The sequence below is a fragment of the Clostridium sp. genome, assembly GCF_036639235.1.
GTDB lineage: Bacteria > Bacillota > Clostridia > Clostridiales > Caloramatoraceae > Clostridium_AB.
In genome coordinates this window covers 1-21568 of record NZ_JAVWJB010000018.1, presented here as the reverse complement: position 1 = coordinate 21568, position 21568 = coordinate 1, and the positions used below count along the sequence as shown (strand labels likewise).

Genomic DNA, 21568 nt, shown 5'->3' with positions numbered 1-21568 from the left:
CTCCTATTCATTTATATAATCAACAAAAGCTTCTAGGCCTTCTACATTTTCGATATTTAAAATCTTCTTCTTTCTATCTACTCTCTTTACAAATCCACTTAAGGCTTTACCTGGTCCTATTTCAACAAACGTATCTACATTAAGATCTATCATTTTTCTTATATTATCTTCAAAGTAAACCGTTGAACACATTTGACCAGTCAATGTATCTACTAAGGTTTCCTCATTAATTACATCTCCTGTATAATTAGTTAATACAGTTATTGATGGCTTTTTAAAATCTATCTTTTCAAGTTCCTTTTTAAGGTCTAAGCTTGCATCCTTTAGTAGTGATGAATGGAAAGGGCCACTAACATCAAGTCTTACAACCTTCATAGCCTTATTAGCTTTAAATTCTTCTTCTGCCTTTTCAATAGCCTCAACTTCACCTGTTACAACAATTTGTGACGGACAGTTAAGATTAGCTATTTCAACTACTCCATTTACTTTGACTTTTTCAATGCACTCCTCTACATCCTCCTTAGAAAGTCCTATAACAGCAGTCATAGTACCTTTCCCCTTAGGATAGGCATTTGCCATTATTTCTCCTCTAAGCTTTAAAAGTTTAACTCCTTCTTCAAAGGTAATAATTCCAGATGCATAAAGGGCACTATACTCCCCAAGACTTAATCCACAGCACACACTTGATTTAATTCCTCTATTTTTAAGTACATTAAATATCCCTGCACTTAATGTAAATATTGCAACCTGAGTTACATCTGTACTATCAAGCTTTTCTTTTGGTCCATTAAAGCAAATACCTTTAAGGTCAAAGCCTACTATTTCCTGAGCATTATCAAATGCTTCTTTAACTTCACTATAATTTTCGTAAAGGTCCTTACCCATTTCTATGTACTGAGCACCTTGTCCTGAAAACATAAAGCCAATATTTTTCATTATTCTACTCCTTCCTTTAGAAGAGTTTTAGCCTGTGTAAACATTTCTTCTATTATTTCCTTTGATGATTGCTTCTTTGTAACAAGCCCTGCTATTTGTCCTGCCATAACAGATCCATAATCAACATCTCCATCAAAAACAGCCTTTTTGTATGAACCTGTTCCAACTGCATCATACTCTTCCTTGCATGCTCTCTCCTTCTCCAATTGAAGGAATTTTCTTGATAGTTTATTTCTAATAACTCTAACAGGATGTCCTGTATCACGACCTGTAACATCTGTATCACTATCCTTTGCAGCAATAACCTTATCCTTATAATTTTCATGAACATTGCATTCACTTGAAACTAAGAATCTTGTTCCAACTTGAACGCCTACTGCTCCAAGCATCATAGAAGCGGCAATCCCTCTTCCATCTCCTATACCACCTGCTGCAATAACTGGTATACTAACAGCATCTACAACCTGTGGTACAAGTGCCATTGTTGTAATTTGCCCTATATGTCCTCCTGCTTCACAGCCCTCTGCAATTACCGCATCAACCCCTGCTCTCTCAAGTCTTTTAGCTATTGAAGCAGATGGTACAACTGCAAGCACCTTAATATTATGTTCTTTCCACATATCCATGTACTTAGCTGGAGTTCCCGCTCCTGTTGTAACAACCTTAACTCCCTCTTCGCATACAATCTTAGCAATCTCATCTGCATCATTATGCATAAGCATAATATTTACTCCAAATGGCTTATTTGTAAGATTCTTTGCCTTTTTTATTTCAGTACGAACCCAATCCGGTGATGCAAAACCTGTAATTAACCCAAGTCCCCCTGCATTTGATACAGATGCAGCAAGTGATGCATCTGCAATCCATGCCATACCACCTTGTATTATTGGGTATTCTATTGAAAGTATTTCCGTTAGCTTATTTTTAAACATTCATTTTCCTCCTACTGGGTACTAAATAACATTTACCATTTTATAAGGGCAGAACCAAAGGAAAGTCCTCCACCAAATCCAAGAAGTATAATCTTATCCCCCTTGTCTAAAAGACCCCTACTATTCATTTCATCAAGTGCTAGCGGAATACTTGCAGCTGATGTATTTGCATATGATTCTATATTAGTATAGAATTTATCACTTTCTACCTTAAGCTTTCTAGCAGTATAATCAATAATTCTACTATTTGCTTGATGAGGTACTATATATTTAATTTCATCTAAGGCTAAGTTATGTTTTTCAAGTATGTTTAAGATCATTTTTTCCATAACCGTTGTTGCAAACTTGAAAACCTCTCTTCCTTCCATATTTATGTCTCGAACTAGTTCTTCACCATATTCAAAATTATTTCCTTCAAAGTCTAGTTTGTTTATTGAACTTAGACCCTTCATAGTAATTAAATTTGATCCTTTTCCATCTGTTTTAAAATAAATATCTATAATTCCATCTTCTTCTGTTTTAGCTATAATCGCTGCACCTGCACCGTCTCCAAATAATACTGCAGTATTACGGTTTTCAAAATTAATTAACTTACTCATAACCTCTGCACCTATTACTAGTGCATTATTATAATCTCCTGTTTTAAGTAAGCTCTCTGCTGTTTTCATAGCAAACACAAATCCTGTACAGGCAGCTGATAAATCAAATGCTACTGCATTCTCTGCACCTATGTTGCCTTGAACAACGCAGGCTACAGACGGACAAAAATAATCTGGTGTACACGTTGCAACTATAATTACATCTATATCACTTGGTGAAATAGATGCACTTTCTATTGCTTTTTTAGCTGCTATAGATGCTAGTGTTGAACACTCCATATTAGTAGCTATTCTTCTCTCACTTATACCAGTTCGCTGTTTAATCCATTCATCGTTTGTGTCCATTACCTTTGATAAATCATTATTAGAAATAATATTATCCGGTGCATAAGCTCCTGTACCCATTATTCTTATCCCCATAATATCCCTCCATAGAAACTATTTTGTTAAATGATACTTTTCTCTAAAGAAGTTATTTAGCTTGTCTAGGGATTTAACTAAAAGATCACTTTCTTCCTCTGAAAGCCCTTTAATACTTGCAGATACCATGTCACTATGAAACTTTTCATGTAACCTGTATACAAGCTTACCTCTTTTTGTTAGTGATATTCTAACTACTCTTCTATCATTTTCTGATTTTTGTCTTTCTACATAACCTTTTTTAACTAAATTATTAATCGCTATAGTTAATGTTCCAACTGTAATTTCAAGTTCTGCTGCAATTTCCGACATTGACTTAAGCTTATCAACTCCTATAGCTTCAATAGTATGAACCTCAGTAACCGATAGGTCATTAAACTCACCATATGAAATTGATTTTTGCTCAATTATCAAAATATCATTGAAAATTTCTACTAGCAATTCATTTATAATCCTTCTTTTGTCCTTCATAGCACCACCATAAAACTTTTTAATACTTTGGTTATCAAATACTTTGACTCTCAAATGTTTTGATAACCAAAGTATATATAAAATTTATTTCTTTGTCAACAATTATGAAATAACAAAGAAAACCACCTATATATATTTATATACATAGGTGGTTTCTCCTCTATTTACTTAAAAAGCTTACAATACCATTTGCAATGCCATCTGCAGCATTTTGCTGATATGTTGGATCCTTAAGTTTTGCTTCTTCAGTTACATTGTTAATAAAGGCAAGCTCTACCAGTGAAGCTGGCATATTCGTGTTATTTACAACATAGAAGTTACCTGCTTTAGCCCCTCTATCTCTTAAGCTAGTTGTTTTAATAAGTTCTCTTTGTATATCCTTAGCTAAGTTAATATCCTTGTTTGGATTTTTACTACTATAATATGTTTCTGTTCCACTTCCTGGTGGAGTAGAACTATTACAGTGAAGAGAAACAAATAAGTCAGCTGAGTTGCTATTTGCATAGTTTGCTCTATATCTTAGTGATGCACTTTGATCACTACTATCCCAGTTAACATTGTCATTTATTCTTGTGTATAGAACCTCATATCCCTTAGAAGTTAATACACTTCCAAGCTTTAATGAAACCTGTAATGCTATATCCTTTTCACGTGTTCCTCCAGGAGAAACTGCACCTGGATCCTTCCCTCCATGACCTGGATCTATTACAATTCTCTTTTTTAATGGAGCTGGTCTTACTGCTGAGATTTCAATCTCTTTATAATCTTCAAAAATATCTCCATCAATCCATGCTCTTTTTGACCAAACTAAAATTCTATTAACACCCTCTTCTAGCTGTGAATTAAGTCTAAAAGTTACATTTGTACCTCCTTGATTTGGACCAATATAATCTGAGGCATCTATCCATTGCTTTTTACTATTTGAATATAGAAAAGCCTTATAACTAACATTACTTCCATCTCCAGCTATACCTGAAACTGTAATTTCAGGACTAGTTCCAACTGCTTCGTATTCAGCATTATGTGTTAAAGTATTTATTTTTGAAATTTTAGAAGTATTACATTCTACATTAACCTTTTCATGGACAAAAGTATCATATCCACCCTTATCCGCTGGTGGCTGTCCTGCACGCTTTACCCATATACTAAATGTATTTGTACCATATTGAAGAGGTTTATTTATTTTGATTGCTTTTTCTATACTAGGGTTTGATGCACTACTATATCCACTTGCAACATCTTCCCAAACCTTTTTACTTTGGGAGTATAGATAAATCGAATATTCAACGTCTACATTTGAATTTGACTTTAGGTATACTGTTGGCATGCTTCCAACTTCCTTTGTATCAAGCCTCACACTTGATATTTCAGGTAACCCATTATTTGTGTTAGTTACATTTATTCTATAGCTTAAGAAGTTATCATATCCACCCTTATCTGCTGGTGGCTGTCCTGCACGTTTTACCCATACACTAAAACTATTTTCGCCTTTATGTAGCGGAATATTTGACTTAAACTTATATACATCACCTGGGTTTTGTGGTGCTGAGTATCCATTCCCTACATCTTCCCATACTTTTTTAGTTGGTGAATATAGATATACACTATACTGTACTTGTGCACTTCCTGTTGATGTTATATTTAGTGTCGGACAATTTCCAACAACTTGATCCTTCAAGTCAATTGATGCAGTTTTAATATCTGGTAGAGTTGTATCTACACTTTCTGTTACATTTATTCTATAACTTAAGAAATTATCATAACCACCCTTATCTGCCGGTGGTTTTCCTGCTCTCTTTACCCATATACTAAAACTATTATCGCCTTCATGTAATGGAATCTTTGAATTAAAGTTAAAAGTATTACCTGGGTTTTGTGGTGATGAATATCCACTACCCACATCTTCCCATACCTTTTTAGTTGGTGAATATAGATATACACTATATTCAACCTTTTCACTTCCTGTTGATGTTATTTTAATAGTTGGCTTAACTCCAATTTTTTGCTGTGCTAAGTCAATTGTTGCTGACTTAATCTTTGGTAAACCTGTTTCAGCTCCTCCACCGGAACCTCCTTCTCCAACATTTATTCTATAACTTAAGAAGTTATCATATCCACCCTTATCTGCTGGTGGTTTTCCTTCCCTTTTTACCCATATACTAAAGCTATTTTCCCCTTTATGAAGTGGAATATTTAGCTTTATACTTGTTGTAGACTTTCCATCTACAGGTGCTGTATATCCATTTGTTGCATTCTCCCATACCTTTTTAGTTGGTGAATATAGATATACGCTGTATTGTACCTTACCATCCCAATTAGACTTAACTCTAAGGTCAGCATGTTTTCCTACAACCATTTCTGATGATGCAATATTTGCATAGCTAACTGTAGGAAGTGATGGATTAGACCCTGATGAACCTGATCCTGAACCTGATCCTGAGGAATTAGCTGTTACCCTAAAGCTTTTAAAATCGTCATATCCACCCTTATCAACTGGAGCTGCATATGACTTTTTCACCCATACACTAAAGCTATTCTCACCTTCATGAAGTGGCTTTTTCAGCTTCATTGTAAATGATGTATTACCCTTTAATGCTGTTGTATATCCATTTGATACATTTTCCCATACCTTCTTTGTTGGAGAATACAAATACACACTATACTGTACTGAAGAACATCCCTTAGAACTCATTCTCAAAGTTGGATATGTTCCTACCTTAGGATCTTTATCTACTAATTCTACCCCTGTCATTACAGGCCTTGAGTTTGCATAAACCTTACTAATTGAAGGAATTGCACCGGCGAAATTTAACATAAATGCTAACAATATTATAATAGATACGATTTTTTTAGATATTATTTTTATTATCAACACCTCCTTCATCTTTATAGGTTTACCATACATATCTATAATACCATATTTTTATCATTTTTTAATAAGAAATTAGTATTATTTTGGATTAAATTAAAACTATAGTATAATTTTTTTCAATATATCGCTATATTATTCCATAATATATCAATTTTATACAATTAATATATTATCCTTTTCACTTGACACATTTATATATTTTGATAAAATTAAATCAACTAGATATTATATCTTCTATGATGAGGATAAGTACCTTTATTAATTTCTAAAGCGAGCAAGGGATGGTGTAAGCCTTGTAGAATAGGTATTGGGAATAGAACCTTTGAGAATCGGCCTGAATTAAGTAGGGTTTGACCTTTGCCTTAGGTTATAAAGGCTAAAGTGAGCATTATGCTAACTAGAGTGGTACCGCGGATAACTTCGTCTCTTATTTTGAGACGGAGTTTTTTTAATGAGAAAATATATTTAAGGAGGATACTATGGACTACAAAAATATTATTGCAACAAAAATTAGTGAAATTACCGAACTTGACCCAGTAGAAATTGAATCATTTATTGAAATCCCACCAAAAAGTGAAATGGGTGATTTTGCATTCCCTTGCTTTAAGCTAGCTAAGTCAATGCGAAAGGCTCCTAATATTATTGCTGAGGAATTAAAATCAACTCTATCAATAGATTCTATGGAGAGAATCGAAGCACTAGGTGGTTACCTTAACTTTTTCGTAGCTAAGGGTAATTTTTCTGAGGAGGTTATTACCAAAGTTCTTTCTGAAAAAGAAAACTATGGTTCATGTAAGGTTGGAGAAGACAAAAATGTTATTGTTGAGTTTTCATCGCCTAATATCGCAAAACCTTTCCACGTAGGTCACCTATGTTCAACTGCAATTGGTAACTCACTATACAAAATCCTTTCATTTGCAGGTTTTAATACTATTGCTATTAATCACCTTGGTGATTGGGGAACTCAATTTGGTAAGCTGATTGTTGCCTATGAAAGATGGGTTGATGAGGAAGCTTTAATGAAAGAACCTATAAAGGAACTTCTAAGAATTTACATCAAATTCCATGAAGAAGCTGAAAAGGACGCTACTCTTGAAGACCTTGCTAGACAGCACTTTAAAAATCTTGAAGATGGATTTGAAAAAGAAGTTATGCTTTGGCAAAAAATTAAGGATGTTAGCTTAATTGAATTTAACAGAGTATATGATCTGCTTAACATTAAATTTGACTCTTTAGCTGGTGAAAGCTTCTATAGCGATAAAATGGATGCTGTTGTTTCAGAAATTAAGGATAAGGGGATTCTTACTGAAAGTAAGGGTGCACTTGTTGTTGAACTTGATGAATTTAACATTCCTCCATGTATGATAATGAAATCTGATGGTGCTACTATCTATGCTACAAGAGATTTAGCTGCAGCTATGTATAGAAAGAAAACCTACGACTTTTACAAGAACATTTATGTTGTTGGAACACCTCAATCACTACACTTTAACCAAATCTTCTCTACTTTAAAGAAAATGGATAAAGAGTGGTCAGATGATTGTGTACATGTTGGATTTGGTACTGTTAGAATTGGTAATAAGAAACTTGCTACTAGAAAAGGTGATGTTGTTCTTCTTGAAGAGCTTCTTACAGAATCAATTTCAAGAGCACTTGAACTTATTAACGAAAAAAATCCAAACCTTGAAGACAAGGAAACTATTGCTAAGAAGATTGGTATAGGTTCTGTTGTATTTACTTACCTTAAGAATAATCGTGAAAGAGATCTTTCATTTGATTGGAAAGATATTCTTAACTTTGATGGCGAAACTGCTCCATATGTTCAATATACATATGCAAGAGGAAAGAGTATTCTTAGAAAGGCAGATGGATTTACTGCTACTTCTGATTACTCAAAACTTAATACTGAGGAAGAATTTGAATTAATTAAACTTATTTCAAGATTTAATGAGACACTTCTTCTTTCAATAGATAAGTATGAACCATCAATTATTACAAGATATATTGTTGATGTAGCTAAAGCATTTAACAAATTCTACAACCACTGTGGTATTATGAATCTTGAAGATGAATGCCTAAAAATGGCTAGACTTGATCTTGTTACAGCAACTACAACAGTAATTCAAAACGGACTATCCCTACTTGGAATAGAAACGGTAGAAAGAATGTAAAAAAAGGGGCATGTATATGCCCCTTTTTTATCTAAATAATTCTCCAATAAGATAACTTTCTTTATTTTTTATAATAGAAAACTTCTGCGAACCTTCCTCGCATGCTTCTCTTTGGTACCCCTCTTTTGTATATATTTTAAAATCAACCTGATATAACTCTATATCTTTTTTATTTACCTTATACTCTTCAGTTACATAATCAATATATATTTTAGAAGTATCTAAGCTCTTATCTAACTTTTCAATAGAAAGTATTTCTATTTTATCTATGTAATCAAAATTATACATTTTCGCATCTAATTCAATCTTTCTGTAAAACAAAGACTTAATCGTATTAATATCCGAATTTTCCATAGATTCATAGTACTTTTCAATTACATTTTTTGCTCCATCTATCATCTCAGTATTATTAACAACCTCTTTCCCACTACAGCCTGTTATTAACAAAGTTATGATAATAATAAAGAATATTATCCTGTTAAAATTCATACTAAACCCCCAAAATCCTACTTTAAAACATCTTCTACTAAAATTTGCTTAAGTACATCATATCCAAAAATCTCTCCATCTTCTTCAGGTTTTAATTGTAAAAACGTAAAATCTCCCCATTCCTTTGTTATTACATGTTCAACCTCTTCTTGTCCTGGATATGCTACTATTACCTTAGATATGGGATTAATCGGCTTAATATTTTCCCCTCTACTATATTTTATAGTATCCTTATAATTTTTTATTTGCACCATTGTATGAGTGTTATATAATTCACTCCAAAGATATGCATATCTTCTATACTTAGATTCAATAATATAAGATTTTTCCACTATATTATTTATTAAATAATCAACTCTTATGTCAGGAAGCCTATTAGGTGCGTGGGTATAGAATCCATCGCTAATCTGAATAGCTTCACTTTCCATAGACATAATTTCCTTCTCATAATATACTCTAACATTATATTCACCCATAGAAAATTTTGCACTACATCCTCTTGGAATTTGTTCAACAAAGCTTAAGTTCATAATATCCTTAAAGTCGCAATCCATCATTTTGCATCCACTATCCTTAAAAACCTTAACAACAAGTAAATATACAAAATATTCATATATAAGTTCTGATGGTTTAAATGCCACTGATATATTTTCTTTATTTAGGAATATATTATTATATATTTTAATAATAGCTCTATATCTATGATCTTCAAGTTTAACTACTTTATAGTTATTATTATACTTAAGGTCTACCCCCCTCATATAACTTGATTTAACAAAGTTAGATAAAGTAACCTTTAAAGCTTTAAGTATCCCTATATTTTCTTTAATTCCCTCCTTACGCTTTTTAATCGAATCAAGGGAATTTTTACTTTGATCATATGACCTTAATCTTTTTTCAACCTCTTTTGAATTAAGAATCAAATACCTTGCCTTTTCTATATACTCTTTTTTATAGTCTGAATCCTTTTTAGCTGCACTTTCTTCAATTTTATTTTGCTTATATGCATAGCTAAGTTTTTCTTCAATATCTATTAAATAATTTAGGAACTTCATCGCAAGGCTTTTTGCAATAATATTATGCTTATTATTGTAACTTTTAATTTTTCTATATCCAAATTCTTGATATTTTTTACCCTTAGAATTTAAATATATAGCCTTTCTATCTAGCTTTTCATGTCTACTATTTTTAGTGTATTTCTTCTCAATTGTAATATAAGGATCTTCTAGAATACTATTGTAATTATGAATAAGCACCCTATAATGTGCATTTAATTTTTTAATAATAGACGTATGATCTATTTCACTATTAATGTTTGTAGATTGAAGCTTTGACTCCATATTATATGATAACTGACTCATTTGAGAATTAACAAACTCCCTTAAATTTTTAAGCTGTATATCATTAATATGTCTTGGTACTATTTCAAACATTGAATAGTAACTGACCCCATCAACAGTAACCTTTATAACATAGCTCCCTGGTATTAACATAGAATACTTGTTTTCAAGCTCAAATAGCATTTTAGTGTTACCTGGAGTTAATAAAAATGGCTCTCCTCCCTCTTGAAAAACATTTTCAACAATTAGGGTGGAATCTTTATTAACCCCATCGAACTCAATAAATACCTTAGAACATTCTTTTATAACTACTTCTACTTCACTAACTGATAAGGCATCATCATAAAACTTAGTTACTTCCTGAACATCTTCCTTAGAAAAATTCTGGATAATAAACCTTATCTTAATATTAGAATTATAGAGTATAGCCATTGTAATACATCTCCTCAGCCTTTCTCTTAAGTTCATCAATAGAAAGGTCAAAGTCTGAAATTGACTTAAAATCATCTTCTCTAAGAATATCATGAAGCTCACCGTATCTAACTTCACCCTTTTCAACAGTACCTATTAATCGCCCATATTGCTCTTGGTGCCCCTTAACCTTAGTTAGGATTCTTTGCTTTATCTGAAGATCAAATGATTTTTCTCTAGATAAAAGCATCTCTCCTTTTTCACTTTCAGGAACATTAAATATATATGATGCCATGTTGTATAACGTTCTGTATGATACACCCTTTTGTCTATCAATAGAATTTATAGCCTTATGCATTTCGTCTAATAGTCTAAGCTCATTTTCTTTAAATATATCAAGTGGTGAGCTACATTCACGTCTCCAGTACTTAAAGTTTAAATAATACTTTTCCTCTGGATTTTCAATACTCTTTCCTCTATATGATTCTAAAATCTTTTTCATATCCATAAATGAAAGCTTATCAGAGCTTATTAGGTTTGCTCTATCTAGTAATCTATCAGAAAACTCCTTGGTAGTTTCATCAATATTAACAGTGCCAATAAACAATACATTATCTCCTATATTAATTGCTGGTGGATAAAGCTCATTATTATTACACTTCGAATTTCTATTATATAAAATAAGGTTTCTATTTTCTTTTTCCATTTCTAGTATTGATAAAAATGGGCTAAACCAAAACTCAACCTGTGATAAGTTCATTTCATCGAATACTATCATAAACATTTCATCTGGGTTTTCTTCCGCTGTTTTAAGAATATCAACAACCCCTGTTTCAGATGGGATATATTCACACTTTGAAGTATTAAGATATCCTATTATATCCGCAGGTTCAGTATATGATGGACTTATTGGAACTATTAAGTAGTTTTTCTCTGTAAGACCTAATGACTTTGCATATGATATAGCAAGGCTCGTTTTACCTGTTCCTGACATTCCACTTATTATAGTTAGTGGATTTGTTTTAAGGGATATATGAAAATTATATATATCCTCTTCTTTATAAAATAATCCTGTTTTTGTAAGCTGATACTTAAAGCTCTTTAAAAATTCACTTTCACTTTTTAATACCTTCTTATCAACCTTAGAATCTACATTACTAATAACATATTCTCCACCCTTAAAGTATTCTTTAAGGGTGGTCTCTATATATCGTTCTGTAAGGAAAATTAAATTATCATTTACCTTATAAACTATATTTTCACGAAGACTCTTTGGTAAGGGAACTTTCTTAATATCTCCAATTCCTTGAAGTATTCTTCTACCCTCTGAATTTCTTCCCCAGTTAAGGTTATAGTATATAAATTCCTTACATATTATAAACTCTGGGTCACATAATTCATAATTATAACTATCAAAAATTATAGGATCTTGCCTTACAATTGCTCTTTCAAAATCCTCTGAATTCTTAACAAGTGGTGATGGAATTGAAATAAATCTCTCACCTAAAAATTCTTCTCCATCTTCAACATCATGAATTACAAGATTTCTATAATATATTTCACCCTTACCCGGTTTTTCTTCCTTTTTAAGATATGGAGTAAATAGTACTAACTTATTCTTAAGCTTTTCGTATATACAATCCTTTTTTTCCTTAATATCAAGATCCCAGTAATCAAGTGGCATTCCTATATTTTCTATACCCTTTTCAAAACCTATAAATATATCATTTTCAAATGGACCTGGAACATCATATAGTCTTCCTGGTATACTTGATGCTGATTTAATATAAAATAATATATATTGTGGATTCTTTCTAAGATTAGTTATATATTTTTGTTCCTCGCCTATACTTGGAAAACTCTCCTCATCAACCGCTAAATATCCTAATATATAACATTGTTCTAAAGACTTAATATCTTCTTCTTTGAAGCCTCTATTCATAATTAACCCTCCATGGTAAACTTACTAATTATGATATTTTTAGCAAGCTCCTCTATACTCTTAGCAAATACAGTTATTTTTTTAATTTTATTTTTTTCTAAATAATCTTCTAGTGTTAAAAGTCTTCTAGTACTACTTATTGAGCCCCTATCAATAAATACTGTTCCCTTAAAACCTTTTAAATCACACTTATTCTCTTCTAACTCAAGTGGTGAAATAATTTTATAACTTCCTATAGAGTCTAGTATTCTATCAGCAGCAAAATTTGTAATTACAATTGTGTCCGGCTCCCACTCTTTTAAACTATTACTTATGTTATGCATAACCTTATCCTCAAGTACTACTACCTTTTCCCTATAACAGGCTATTTCATCCTCAAGTGATCTTATAAGTTTAACTAGGTCTTCATTCTCTTTACACGAGTTTTGTATTTCACGATCCTTAGTTGTACATGCTTCAAGAAGACCATCTATTTTCCCCTTTTTAAAGCTTAATAGTTCTTTATTAATCCATACTATAATGTTAAACAGTAATTTATTAAAAAACTCATGTTGCTTAGTATTACTTTTAATGTAATCAACATTTATGCTAATATACGCAAGCCAAATAAGATTTTCATCAAAGTGTTTAGAAATATCTCCTATTTCACGACACATATCCGGAAGGGTCTTATTCTTTATTAACTCCTTAACCTTTTCATACTCATGAATAGCATCTATTCTCTCTAGTACTTTCTCAATTGAAGTTACATTCTTCTCCATAAAATCTACTTCATCTTGGAGATGTATGTATTTTTCAATAATTAATATACAGTTATCCTCATTTATGTCCCTATCTTCTTCAATAAGACCTGAAAAAATATGTCTTGAACATTCTATATTATTACTAATCTTCTCAATATAATTATCAGCTTCCTTTTGATAAAGACATAAAAATATACCGTACATCTCAAAAGTACTTAACTTAAGTTTTCTTGGTGACAAATAAAATTCACTTAAAAAATCTTCTAATTTTCTTCCCTTATACTTTTCACTTTTATCATCAAATGTATCATGTAACAATTCTAAAAACCTATCTTCACTATAAAACCTTGTTTTAATAACGTTTCTAAGTAGGCTTTTGGGTGCCTTTGTTATGTTCATAAAACCATTTACTTTAATATTCTTCATCTTAATCGCATTAATAATAAATTCATAGTCCATTAATTCAAAAAAAAGATCTATACTGTTCATACCTTCCCCCCTAGTATACAAATCTTATATATTCTATACCAAAAGCAGTTTTCCTTTTTATTTTTTTATTCTAATATATCTTAACATTTAATTAGTAGGATTTAAAATACTATATTTGCCTATAAGTTAATTAATGGATATTAATTATTGTCTTTTTTAAGATTTAGTGATATATTTTTATAGGAGATTATAGCTTTTTGTCTATCCCCTAACGCTTTACGAAAGGAGATGTGGGAAGATGTTAGTTAAGGACTGGAAAGAATTTTTAATTCCTTATGAACAGGCAGTAGAAGAACTTAAGATCAAATTTAAAAGTATTAGAAAGCAATCTAGAAGCAAGAATACCTACTCGCCTATTGAGTTTGTTACTGGAAGAGTAAAGGAGATTTCTAGCATTTTAGAAAAAGCTAAGAAGCTTAATGTACCTTTTAATAAAATTGCAGAACAAATAGAGGATATAGCTGGTATTCGTATTATGTGCCAGTTTGTTGAGGATATTTATATTGTTATTGAGCATTTAAGACAACGAAATGGGAAAGACCTAACTATAGTTTACGAAAAAGACTATATTAATAACTATAAAGATAGTGGCTATAGAAGTTATCATGTAATTATAAAATACCCAGTACAAACTACAACTGGAGAAGTTGATGTTTTAGCTGAAATACAAATTAGAACACTTGCTATGAATTTTTGGGCTACTATAGAGCACTCATTAAATTACAAATATAAGCAAAGTATTCCATCTCATATTAAAGAAAGACTTAAAAAATCAGCAGAACTTGCATTTTTACTTGACCAGGAAATGTCACAAATTAAAGAGGAAATTATGGATGCACAGACCATGTTTGAGATAAAATCAAACATTATATCTGATGTGCTTGATAATATAACTAATTTATATTCTTTAGGTAAAATTCAAGAATCATCACTACTTCAAGATAAATTTAACAAACTTATAGAATTTGGTAATATTGTAGAGCTTAAAGCGCTTCTTGACGAATCTAATATAAAAGTACAAAAAGCTAGATTAGATGTATATGATTTATAAAAATATTAAGTCATATTGTACTACTGTACAATATGACTTTTAATGTATTAAATAACTATTTTATTTATAAACTATAAGTATAATAACTTAAGGGGGTAATGCTTTGAGCCCTAAATTAAAACGAATAGTTTTTACTAGTATTGCAGCTTTAATATCTTTACTACTTTTGTTTTGTAATCTTGGTTACAACTTTAAATCAGATATATTTTCGTATAGAGAAATCACTAATCACTATGATTACATGAAAGCTGCATATACAGAATCTACCTCAGCAGAAAAGTATAATAATAAAGTAAGTAGTTATATATCAACTAAACTTAAAGAATACTCTATTTCACCTATACTTACTGAGGGTAGTGATCCCTTTTTACATACTTATACTGTAAACCTTCCATTTGAAAATGCAAAATCATATATAGAATTAGTATCTAAGTATGATAATGTAATTCGTGAATATAAACTTGGAGAAGATTTTTCAGTAGATGTAAGTGGACTATATTCTCAAAAATATGCTTATGGAAATGCTGTTTCTTCAAACTCTATTGAATTTCAGGACTACATCCCTAACATATTATTACTAGATAACTATAAATCTTTAAATACATATTCTAACAATGAAATTGATAGTAAACTTCGAGCACTTGGTGTAAATGCACTAATCTACAAAGAATCTAAAGATAAAATTTCATCTAATCGAATTTTCTACGACCAAAATTACATAACAACTAATAATGGTATTGCAAAGTTTGCAGTTAATGAAGATTCATATAATGAAATAAAAGACTTTGTATCAAAAGGATATAAACTTCGAGTGAAATCAGGTGTTAAAATAAAAGAACAAAGTATTTCCAATATATATGGGAAAATTGAGGGGTCAAATCCTTTATCAAAACCTCTAATTATAACCTGCTTTTATGACTCAGAGTTTCCATCTAAATATAACGATAAGTCCTATGGTGAATTTGAACAATCAATTGTAACAAGTTCAATGCTTCTTGAATGCTTTAGAGTTATCAAACAACAAGAAAATATTACTCCTGATAGAACTATAATATTTGCTTTTTTATCAGGTAAAAATAGTAATAAAACAGGCCTTACCGAACTACAAAACCTTAATATAGATGGCGATTATGCGGTTCTTGATAACTTTGGAAACTCAACAAAATTTAATGTTTCAATCAATGAAAGCTTTAAGAACTTCTCAAACACAATTAACTATTTTATGAACAAAAATAACTTTAAGGTTGTATCTACCTCTGTAGACGGTTATATAAAGAGAAACTTTGCGTTTATTACAGGAACTAACAATTATAGCTATAAATTAGACTTTTCTAATTCATATAACTCCTGTAAGCTTATACTATCGATTATAGGTGACGAGTGCTTTAATCTAGACGCTCTGTCTACTAACTCACGTGAAATTAGAACCTTAAAAAGGTTTATTAAGGATTATACCATTCCTATTTCAATGGTAACCCTTATTTTTATAACCTTTATTGTATTTAGATACCCTGAAATTAAAAATAATAATTGACATTCTTTTTTAAATTATATAAACTATTAGTAGATAATAATTATAAATTAGGATGGATGATAATATGGATACGCTAACTCATGTGTTTAAAGAGAACAACTTAAAGCTTACACCCCAAAGATATGCAATATACAATTATCTAAAATCAACAAAATCTCACCCATCAGCAGAAGTTATATACGAAAATCTTAAGTTAACATACCCAACAATGAGTCTTGCAACTGTTTACAAGACGCTTAAGACTCTTATAGAGCTTAACTTAGTTCAAGAACTAAATGTAGGTGAAGATAATTTTAGATTTGATGCTTGTACTAACACACATCCTCATATTGTATGTACTAAATGTAAATGTGTTGATGATATAGAAGAAGGTGACTTCTCTTGTGTTGATGATATTGCAAGAAAGAACACTAACTATGACATTACAAGACATAAAATATACTTTTATGGGGTTTGTCCAGAATGTAAGTAATAATTAGCTACAATATAATAAATATATTGTAGCTTTTTTTATTTAATATTTTAGTTATTACCTTCATATACATTAATAGGAGGTGATAATATGAAGCTTAAGGTTGTTATTTTAAAAAGAAAACAACTCTTCACTATTATTGGAGTCATACTTGCTTTAATTCTTGGACTTATCCTACTTATATCATTTAAAAGTAAGGAAACTATGAAAAACGTTAATGAAACACAAATTGTATATGGTGATGTAGACGGTGATAAAATACTTGACACAATATACATATCCCTTGATAGTGATAAAAACTATACCGTAAATATTAAAACAAACAAAGGGGACGGCTATACTTTAAAGCCGGACCCTTTATTTGAAAGCTTTGGTAATAAGGATCTTCACACTCCCCTATTTGTTGAGTGTAAAGACTTAAATAAGGATGCTTCTCAAGAAATAATAATTCAAGGAGAAAATTCTAAGGGAACTATTACTGCAATATATACATATTCACATAAAAACAATGAATTCAATAATCTATTAACTACAAATGACAATATCTTTGGTTATGTTACTCTTAATAATACCCCTTATATATATTTAGGTAACATTGATTCTAAAGAAGGTGTATCCTACTACACCTTTAATAGTCAAAATGAAAAATCACCAAGTGGACTAAACATAGGACTTAATGTTCTTAATAATATTTCTACCACAATTTCTAATGATAATATTGAAACTTCATCTAATAATTATAAAATCCTATCTAATATTTCTAAGGGTACAATACTTGATGCTTTTCTATTAGATGTTAAGTATAAAAAACGTATCCCCTATGAATATACATATAGAATACGAATAAACCCTTACAATAACAAATCTTCTATTGCCATATATGAAATTAAGCTAGTTTCTTCTAATTTAACTTCAAGAGAAAGCTTTAAAATAAAAAGTATTAAGACTTTATAAGTAACATATAGTTAATTTTAAACATATATTAAATTGTTATATTAATTTGAAAGGTGACTATATGGATATGTTATTTACAGAGGAGTTAGACTTTTTAAGAAATTCAGATAATGATATGAAGAAACCTTCTGCCTATATAAGAATACTTCATGCTTCCTTTAATGCACCTGCCGTAGATATTGTTGCTAATGGAGGACTACTTGCTAAGAATCTTTCCTATAAAAACTTTACTTCTTACATGAAGGTTGTTCCTGGAAACTATAATATAAAAGTTTTCCCATCAGGTAAAATGACAACTCCTGTTTTAACAACTAATGTTAAAGTATCTCCCTACTCTATTCTAACCCTAATTGCTGGTGATGACTTAAAGGATTTGAAACTTTTCGTTATACCAGATAATACACGTAGGGTTATTGAAAATAAATCTCTTGTTAGATTCGCTAATCTATCACCAGAATCTGGTGACCTTAATGTTAATCTAAATAGTGGCATTCCTCTATTTAGTGATGTTGACTTTGGAGAGTATACCTCATATATAGAATTAACCCCAAGTGTATATCATTTTAAGATCTTATCAGATGATACAGGGGTACAGCTATTGTCAGTACCTAATGCTAATTTAAAAGCTGGTAAGGCATATACTATTTATGCAATAGGTGAACCTAGTAAAAAGTCACCACTTGAGGTTTTAATACCACTTGATGGTAATTCTTATATAAAATTTTAAATTATGCTCTGTAGAATTTATTCTACAGAGATTTTTTATAAATTATTATGATATAATATACCAAATATAAATAAGTTTATTGATATATAAAATCATTGTAAAGGTTTGAAAATACTTGCTTAACAAAGATACATATGTTAATATAAGTTATAGTCTTTACTTAAAAGACATTTGTTTTTGTATTGCGAACATTAAGGGGGATAAATAATGACAGTTAAAGTAGTTAAATTTGGGGGTTCATCACTTGCAAATGCTCAGCAATTTGAAAAGGTTTTAAATATAGTTAAAATGGACGATACTAGAAAATTCGTTATTCCTTCTGCTTTTGGTAAAAGAAATTCAGAGGACACTAAGATTACAGATTTACTATATCTATGCCACTCACATGTTGAGAATTCAGTATCATTAGATGAAGTATTTAATATTATTGAAGAAAGATGTAAAGGAATTATTGAAGAATTATCTTTAGATCTTGATATGAATGAAACTCTTAAAGAAATTAAAGAAACTATTGTATCAACAAAATCAAAAGATTATGCGGCTAGTCGTGGAGAATATATAAGTGGTATTATACTTTCTAAGCTTTTAGGTTATGAATTTATAGATGCTGCTGAAGTAATTAGATTTGACAAGCAAGGAAAGCTTAATTACGAAACTACTATACAACTACTAGAGAAAAAACTTTCAACAGTTGAAAATGCAGTTATTCCTGGATTTTATGGAGCAACTGCTAGTGGTAGAATTGTTACCTTATCAAGAGGTGGTTCAGATGTAACTGGTGCACTTGTTGCAAAGGCAGTTTCAGCGTCAGTATACGAAAACTTTACAGATGTATCCGGTCTATTAATGACTAATCCATGTATTGTAAAGGATCCAAAAAATATCGAAAAGGTAACTTATAGAGAACTACGTGAACTTGCATATATGGGTGCAACTGTTATACATGAAGATGCGATTAGACCTGTTTGTGAAGCTTCTATTCCACTGAATATTAGAAACACAAATGAACCAACACATCCAGGTACTATGATTGTTGGTGATGTTGATGTTAAATCAAAGCCAGGTGAAATCACAGGTATTGCTGGTAAAAAAGACTTTACCGTTATAGCTATTGAACAAAGCTATATGAATTCACATGTTGGCTATGCACAGAAAATATTATCAATATTATCAGACTTTGATGTTTCATTTGAATGTATGCCATCTGGAATAGACAATATATCACTAGTTATTGAAAGTAGTTTTCTTGAAGGAAAACTATACAATATTATAGAACAAATTAAGATTCAATGTGCACCTGATTCAGTTGAAGTATATCCAAATATGGCTCTAATAGCTACAGTTGGACAAGGTATGATTTATACTCAGGGTATGTCATCAAGGCTTTTCAGTGCACTATATAATGCAGGTATTAATATAAGAATGATCAACCAAGGTTCAAGTGAAATCAATATTATGGTTGGTGTTGAAAATGATGATTTCGATAATGCTATAAGAGCAATTTATAATGAATTCGTAAATTAAGGGGGATTTTATTATGGGTAAAGTAAAACTTGGTCTACTAGGCTTTGGTACTGTTGGTAGCGGAGTATATAAGGTTATAGAAAATAACAACGAATCTATACAGCAAAGATGTGGCAAAAGCCTTGAAATATCAAAAATATTAGTTAGATCACTTGAAAAAGTAAGAAATGCAGAGGCTGACTCAAAATTATTTACAACAGACTTTGAGGAAGTTTTAAACTCAGATGTTGATATAGTAATTGAGGTTATGGGCGGTATTGAACCTGCAAAGGATTATATATTAAGAGCTATTAAAGCTAAAAAGCATATAGTAACTGCTAACAAGCAGCTTCTTGCTACTTGTGGAGATGAAATATATAAGGCTGCAGTTGAAAATAAGGTTAAGGTGTTCTATGAGGCAAGTGTTGCTGGTGGAATCCCAATAATAAGTACTCTTAAAGATCCTCTAGCTTCAAATCAAATTGAAGAAATTATAGGAATTGTTAACGGAACAACTAACTATATTCTTTCAAAGATGAGCGAAGATAAGAAGGACTTTGACACAATGCTTAAAATGGCACAGGATTTAGGTTATGCTGAAGCAGCTCCTGCTGCTGATGTTGAAGGTTTTGATGCTGCATATAAGCTATGTATACTTTCATCACTTGCATTTAAATCAAAAATTGATGTTGAAAAGGTTCACCGTGAGGGAATTTGCGATATAACTCCACTAGATATTGAATATGCTAAGGAAATGGGCTACACAGTTAAGCTTCTTGCTATTGCTAAGAAAAAAGAAACTGGACTTGAACTACGTGTTCACCCAACTTTCATTCCAAGTTCTCACCCACTAGCTTCAGTATCTGATTCATATAATGCAGTATTTCTAAAGGGTAATGCAGTTGAAAACTTAATGTTCTATGGTCGTGGTGCAGGAGACTTACCTACTGCAAGTGCTGTAGTTGGAGATGTTATCTCTGTTATAAATACACTTGGTTCTCCTTCATATGAGGAAAAGATTATTAATAATATGACTTCATCAACAATTCTTCCAATTGGAGACCTTGAAACAGAATACTATGTTAGATTAACAGTTGAAGATAAGCCAGGAGTTCTTGGTAACATTACTTCAATACTTGGAGATAAAAATGTATCTCTTTCAACAGTAATTCAAAAGGGTACTAAAAACTCAAGTGTTTCACTTGTGTTTATGACTCACAAAACTTCAGAATCAAATCTTCAGTCAGCTTTCGATACTATTGTTAAGCTAGATGAAGTTAAGGGAATCGAAAATATAATTAGAATTGAGTGCTAGAATAAATTCTTAGCTATATTGGAAACCTATTTCTAAGGAGGCGATAATATGACACACGAAAACAATCCCTTAGAAGAAAAAAGAGCTGTTGCTAGAAAGAAATCAAGTAATGATAGTCGTAGCTCTAAAACAGGTTATATGGATTCAGGTAATGAACAAAAATTTAAAAGACGCGGATAAAAAGGATGGCCCTATGT

18 protein-coding genes and 1 other annotated feature are annotated in these 21568 nt (G+C 31.0%); of the genes, 9 read left to right on the top strand and 9 right to left on the bottom strand.

Annotated elements, in window-relative coordinates; genetic code table 11:
* Positions 1-3 precede the first annotated feature (3 nt).
* The 5 genes from fabD to RR539_RS06220 form a co-directional block, all read right to left on the bottom strand.
* Positions 4-936: an ACP S-malonyltransferase gene (fabD, locus tag RR539_RS06240; RefSeq protein WP_332473953.1), complete on the bottom strand. Its 933-nt coding sequence runs from the start codon at positions 934-936 to the stop codon at positions 4-6.
* The gene (gene fabK / locus RR539_RS06235) at positions 936-1868 is read right to left on the bottom strand and encodes an enoyl-[acyl-carrier-protein] reductase FabK (protein ID WP_332473952.1); all 933 of its coding nucleotides are present in this window, start codon (positions 1866-1868) and stop codon (positions 936-938) included. Before fabK ends, fabD begins: the two co-directional genes overlap by 1 nt.
* 32 nt (positions 1869-1900) lie before the next feature.
* Complete coding sequence (locus RR539_RS06230) at positions 1901-2887, bottom strand: beta-ketoacyl-ACP synthase III (RefSeq protein ID WP_442878398.1); 987 nt, start codon at positions 2885-2887, stop codon at positions 1901-1903.
* An 18-nt stretch (positions 2888-2905) separates the two neighbouring features.
* Positions 2906-3358: a MarR family winged helix-turn-helix transcriptional regulator gene (locus RR539_RS06225; protein ID WP_332473969.1), complete on the bottom strand. Its 453-nt coding sequence runs from the start codon at positions 3356-3358 to the stop codon at positions 2906-2908.
* A 160-nt stretch (positions 3359-3518) separates the two neighbouring features.
* Entirely contained in the window at positions 3519-6173 is a 2655-nt protein-coding gene (locus RR539_RS06220; RefSeq protein WP_332500248.1) for an N-acetylmuramoyl-L-alanine amidase family protein, read from the bottom strand.
* Positions 6174-6457: 284 nt separating this feature from the next.
* Positions 6458-6661 (top strand) — a binding site (T-box leader).
* Positions 6662-6709: 48 nt separating this feature from the next.
* Here RR539_RS06220 and argS point away from each other — a divergent pair.
* Positions 6710-8401: an arginine--tRNA ligase gene (gene argS / locus RR539_RS06215; RefSeq protein ID WP_332474288.1), complete on the top strand. Its 1692-nt coding sequence runs from the start codon at positions 6710-6712 to the stop codon at positions 8399-8401.
* Positions 8402-8428: 27 nt separating this feature from the next.
* Here the strand turns inward: argS and RR539_RS06210 are convergent, their stop codons facing one another.
* Genes RR539_RS06210 through RR539_RS06195 form a run of 4 tightly spaced genes read right to left on the bottom strand, consistent with a single transcriptional unit; the run spans position 8429 to position 13815 of the window.
* On the bottom strand, positions 8429-8890 hold the full coding sequence (locus RR539_RS06210; protein WP_332474289.1) for a DUF4829 domain-containing protein: 462 nt from the start codon (positions 8888-8890) through the stop codon (positions 8429-8431).
* Positions 8891-8907: 17 nt separating this feature from the next.
* Positions 8908-10662, bottom strand: coding sequence for a hypothetical protein (locus RR539_RS06205; RefSeq protein WP_332474290.1), 1755 nt, complete (start codon positions 10660-10662; stop codon positions 8908-8910).
* Positions 10646-12583, bottom strand: coding sequence for an McrB family protein (locus RR539_RS06200; RefSeq protein ID WP_332474291.1), 1938 nt, complete (start codon positions 12581-12583; stop codon positions 10646-10648). The genes RR539_RS06205 and RR539_RS06200 overlap by 17 nt, the downstream gene beginning before the upstream one ends.
* A gap of 2 nt (positions 12584-12585) precedes the next feature.
* Complete coding sequence (locus RR539_RS06195; RefSeq protein ID WP_332474292.1) at positions 12586-13815, bottom strand: hypothetical protein; 1230 nt, start codon at positions 13813-13815, stop codon at positions 12586-12588.
* A gap of 238 nt (positions 13816-14053) precedes the next feature.
* Between RR539_RS06195 and RR539_RS06190 the strand changes: the two genes are divergently transcribed.
* From RR539_RS06190 to RR539_RS06155, 8 genes are all read left to right on the top strand, one after another.
* Positions 14054-14866, top strand: a complete 813-nt coding sequence (locus tag RR539_RS06190) for a GTP pyrophosphokinase (protein ID WP_332474293.1) — start codon at positions 14054-14056, stop codon at positions 14864-14866.
* A gap of 103 nt (positions 14867-14969) precedes the next feature.
* Positions 14970-16400 carry a hypothetical protein gene (locus tag RR539_RS06185; protein WP_332474294.1) on the top strand — a complete coding sequence of 477 codons (1431 nt, stop codon included), beginning with the start codon at positions 14970-14972 and terminating at the stop codon, positions 16398-16400.
* 64 nt (positions 16401-16464) lie between these two features.
* A complete protein-coding gene (locus RR539_RS06180; protein WP_332474295.1) occupies positions 16465-16872 on the top strand; it encodes a Fur family transcriptional regulator in 408 nt (135 codons plus the stop codon).
* A gap of 90 nt (positions 16873-16962) precedes the next feature.
* Positions 16963-17826, top strand: coding sequence for a hypothetical protein (locus tag RR539_RS06175; protein WP_332474296.1), 864 nt, complete (start codon positions 16963-16965; stop codon positions 17824-17826).
* 61 nt (positions 17827-17887) lie between these two features.
* Positions 17888-18553 carry a DUF4397 domain-containing protein gene (locus RR539_RS06170; protein WP_332474297.1) on the top strand — a complete coding sequence of 222 codons (666 nt, stop codon included), beginning with the start codon at positions 17888-17890 and terminating at the stop codon, positions 18551-18553.
* Between the two features lie 207 nt (positions 18554-18760).
* Positions 18761-20077 carry an aspartate kinase gene (locus tag RR539_RS06165; RefSeq protein WP_332474298.1) on the top strand — a complete coding sequence of 439 codons (1317 nt, stop codon included), beginning with the start codon at positions 18761-18763 and terminating at the stop codon, positions 20075-20077.
* Positions 20078-20090: 13 nt separating this feature from the next.
* Positions 20091-21371 carry a homoserine dehydrogenase gene (locus RR539_RS06160; RefSeq protein ID WP_332474299.1) on the top strand — a complete coding sequence of 427 codons (1281 nt, stop codon included), beginning with the start codon at positions 20091-20093 and terminating at the stop codon, positions 21369-21371.
* 48 nt (positions 21372-21419) lie between these two features.
* On the top strand, positions 21420-21551 hold the full coding sequence (locus RR539_RS06155) for a hypothetical protein (protein WP_332474300.1): 132 nt from the start codon (positions 21420-21422) through the stop codon (positions 21549-21551).
* Positions 21552-21568: the final 17 nt, after the last annotated feature.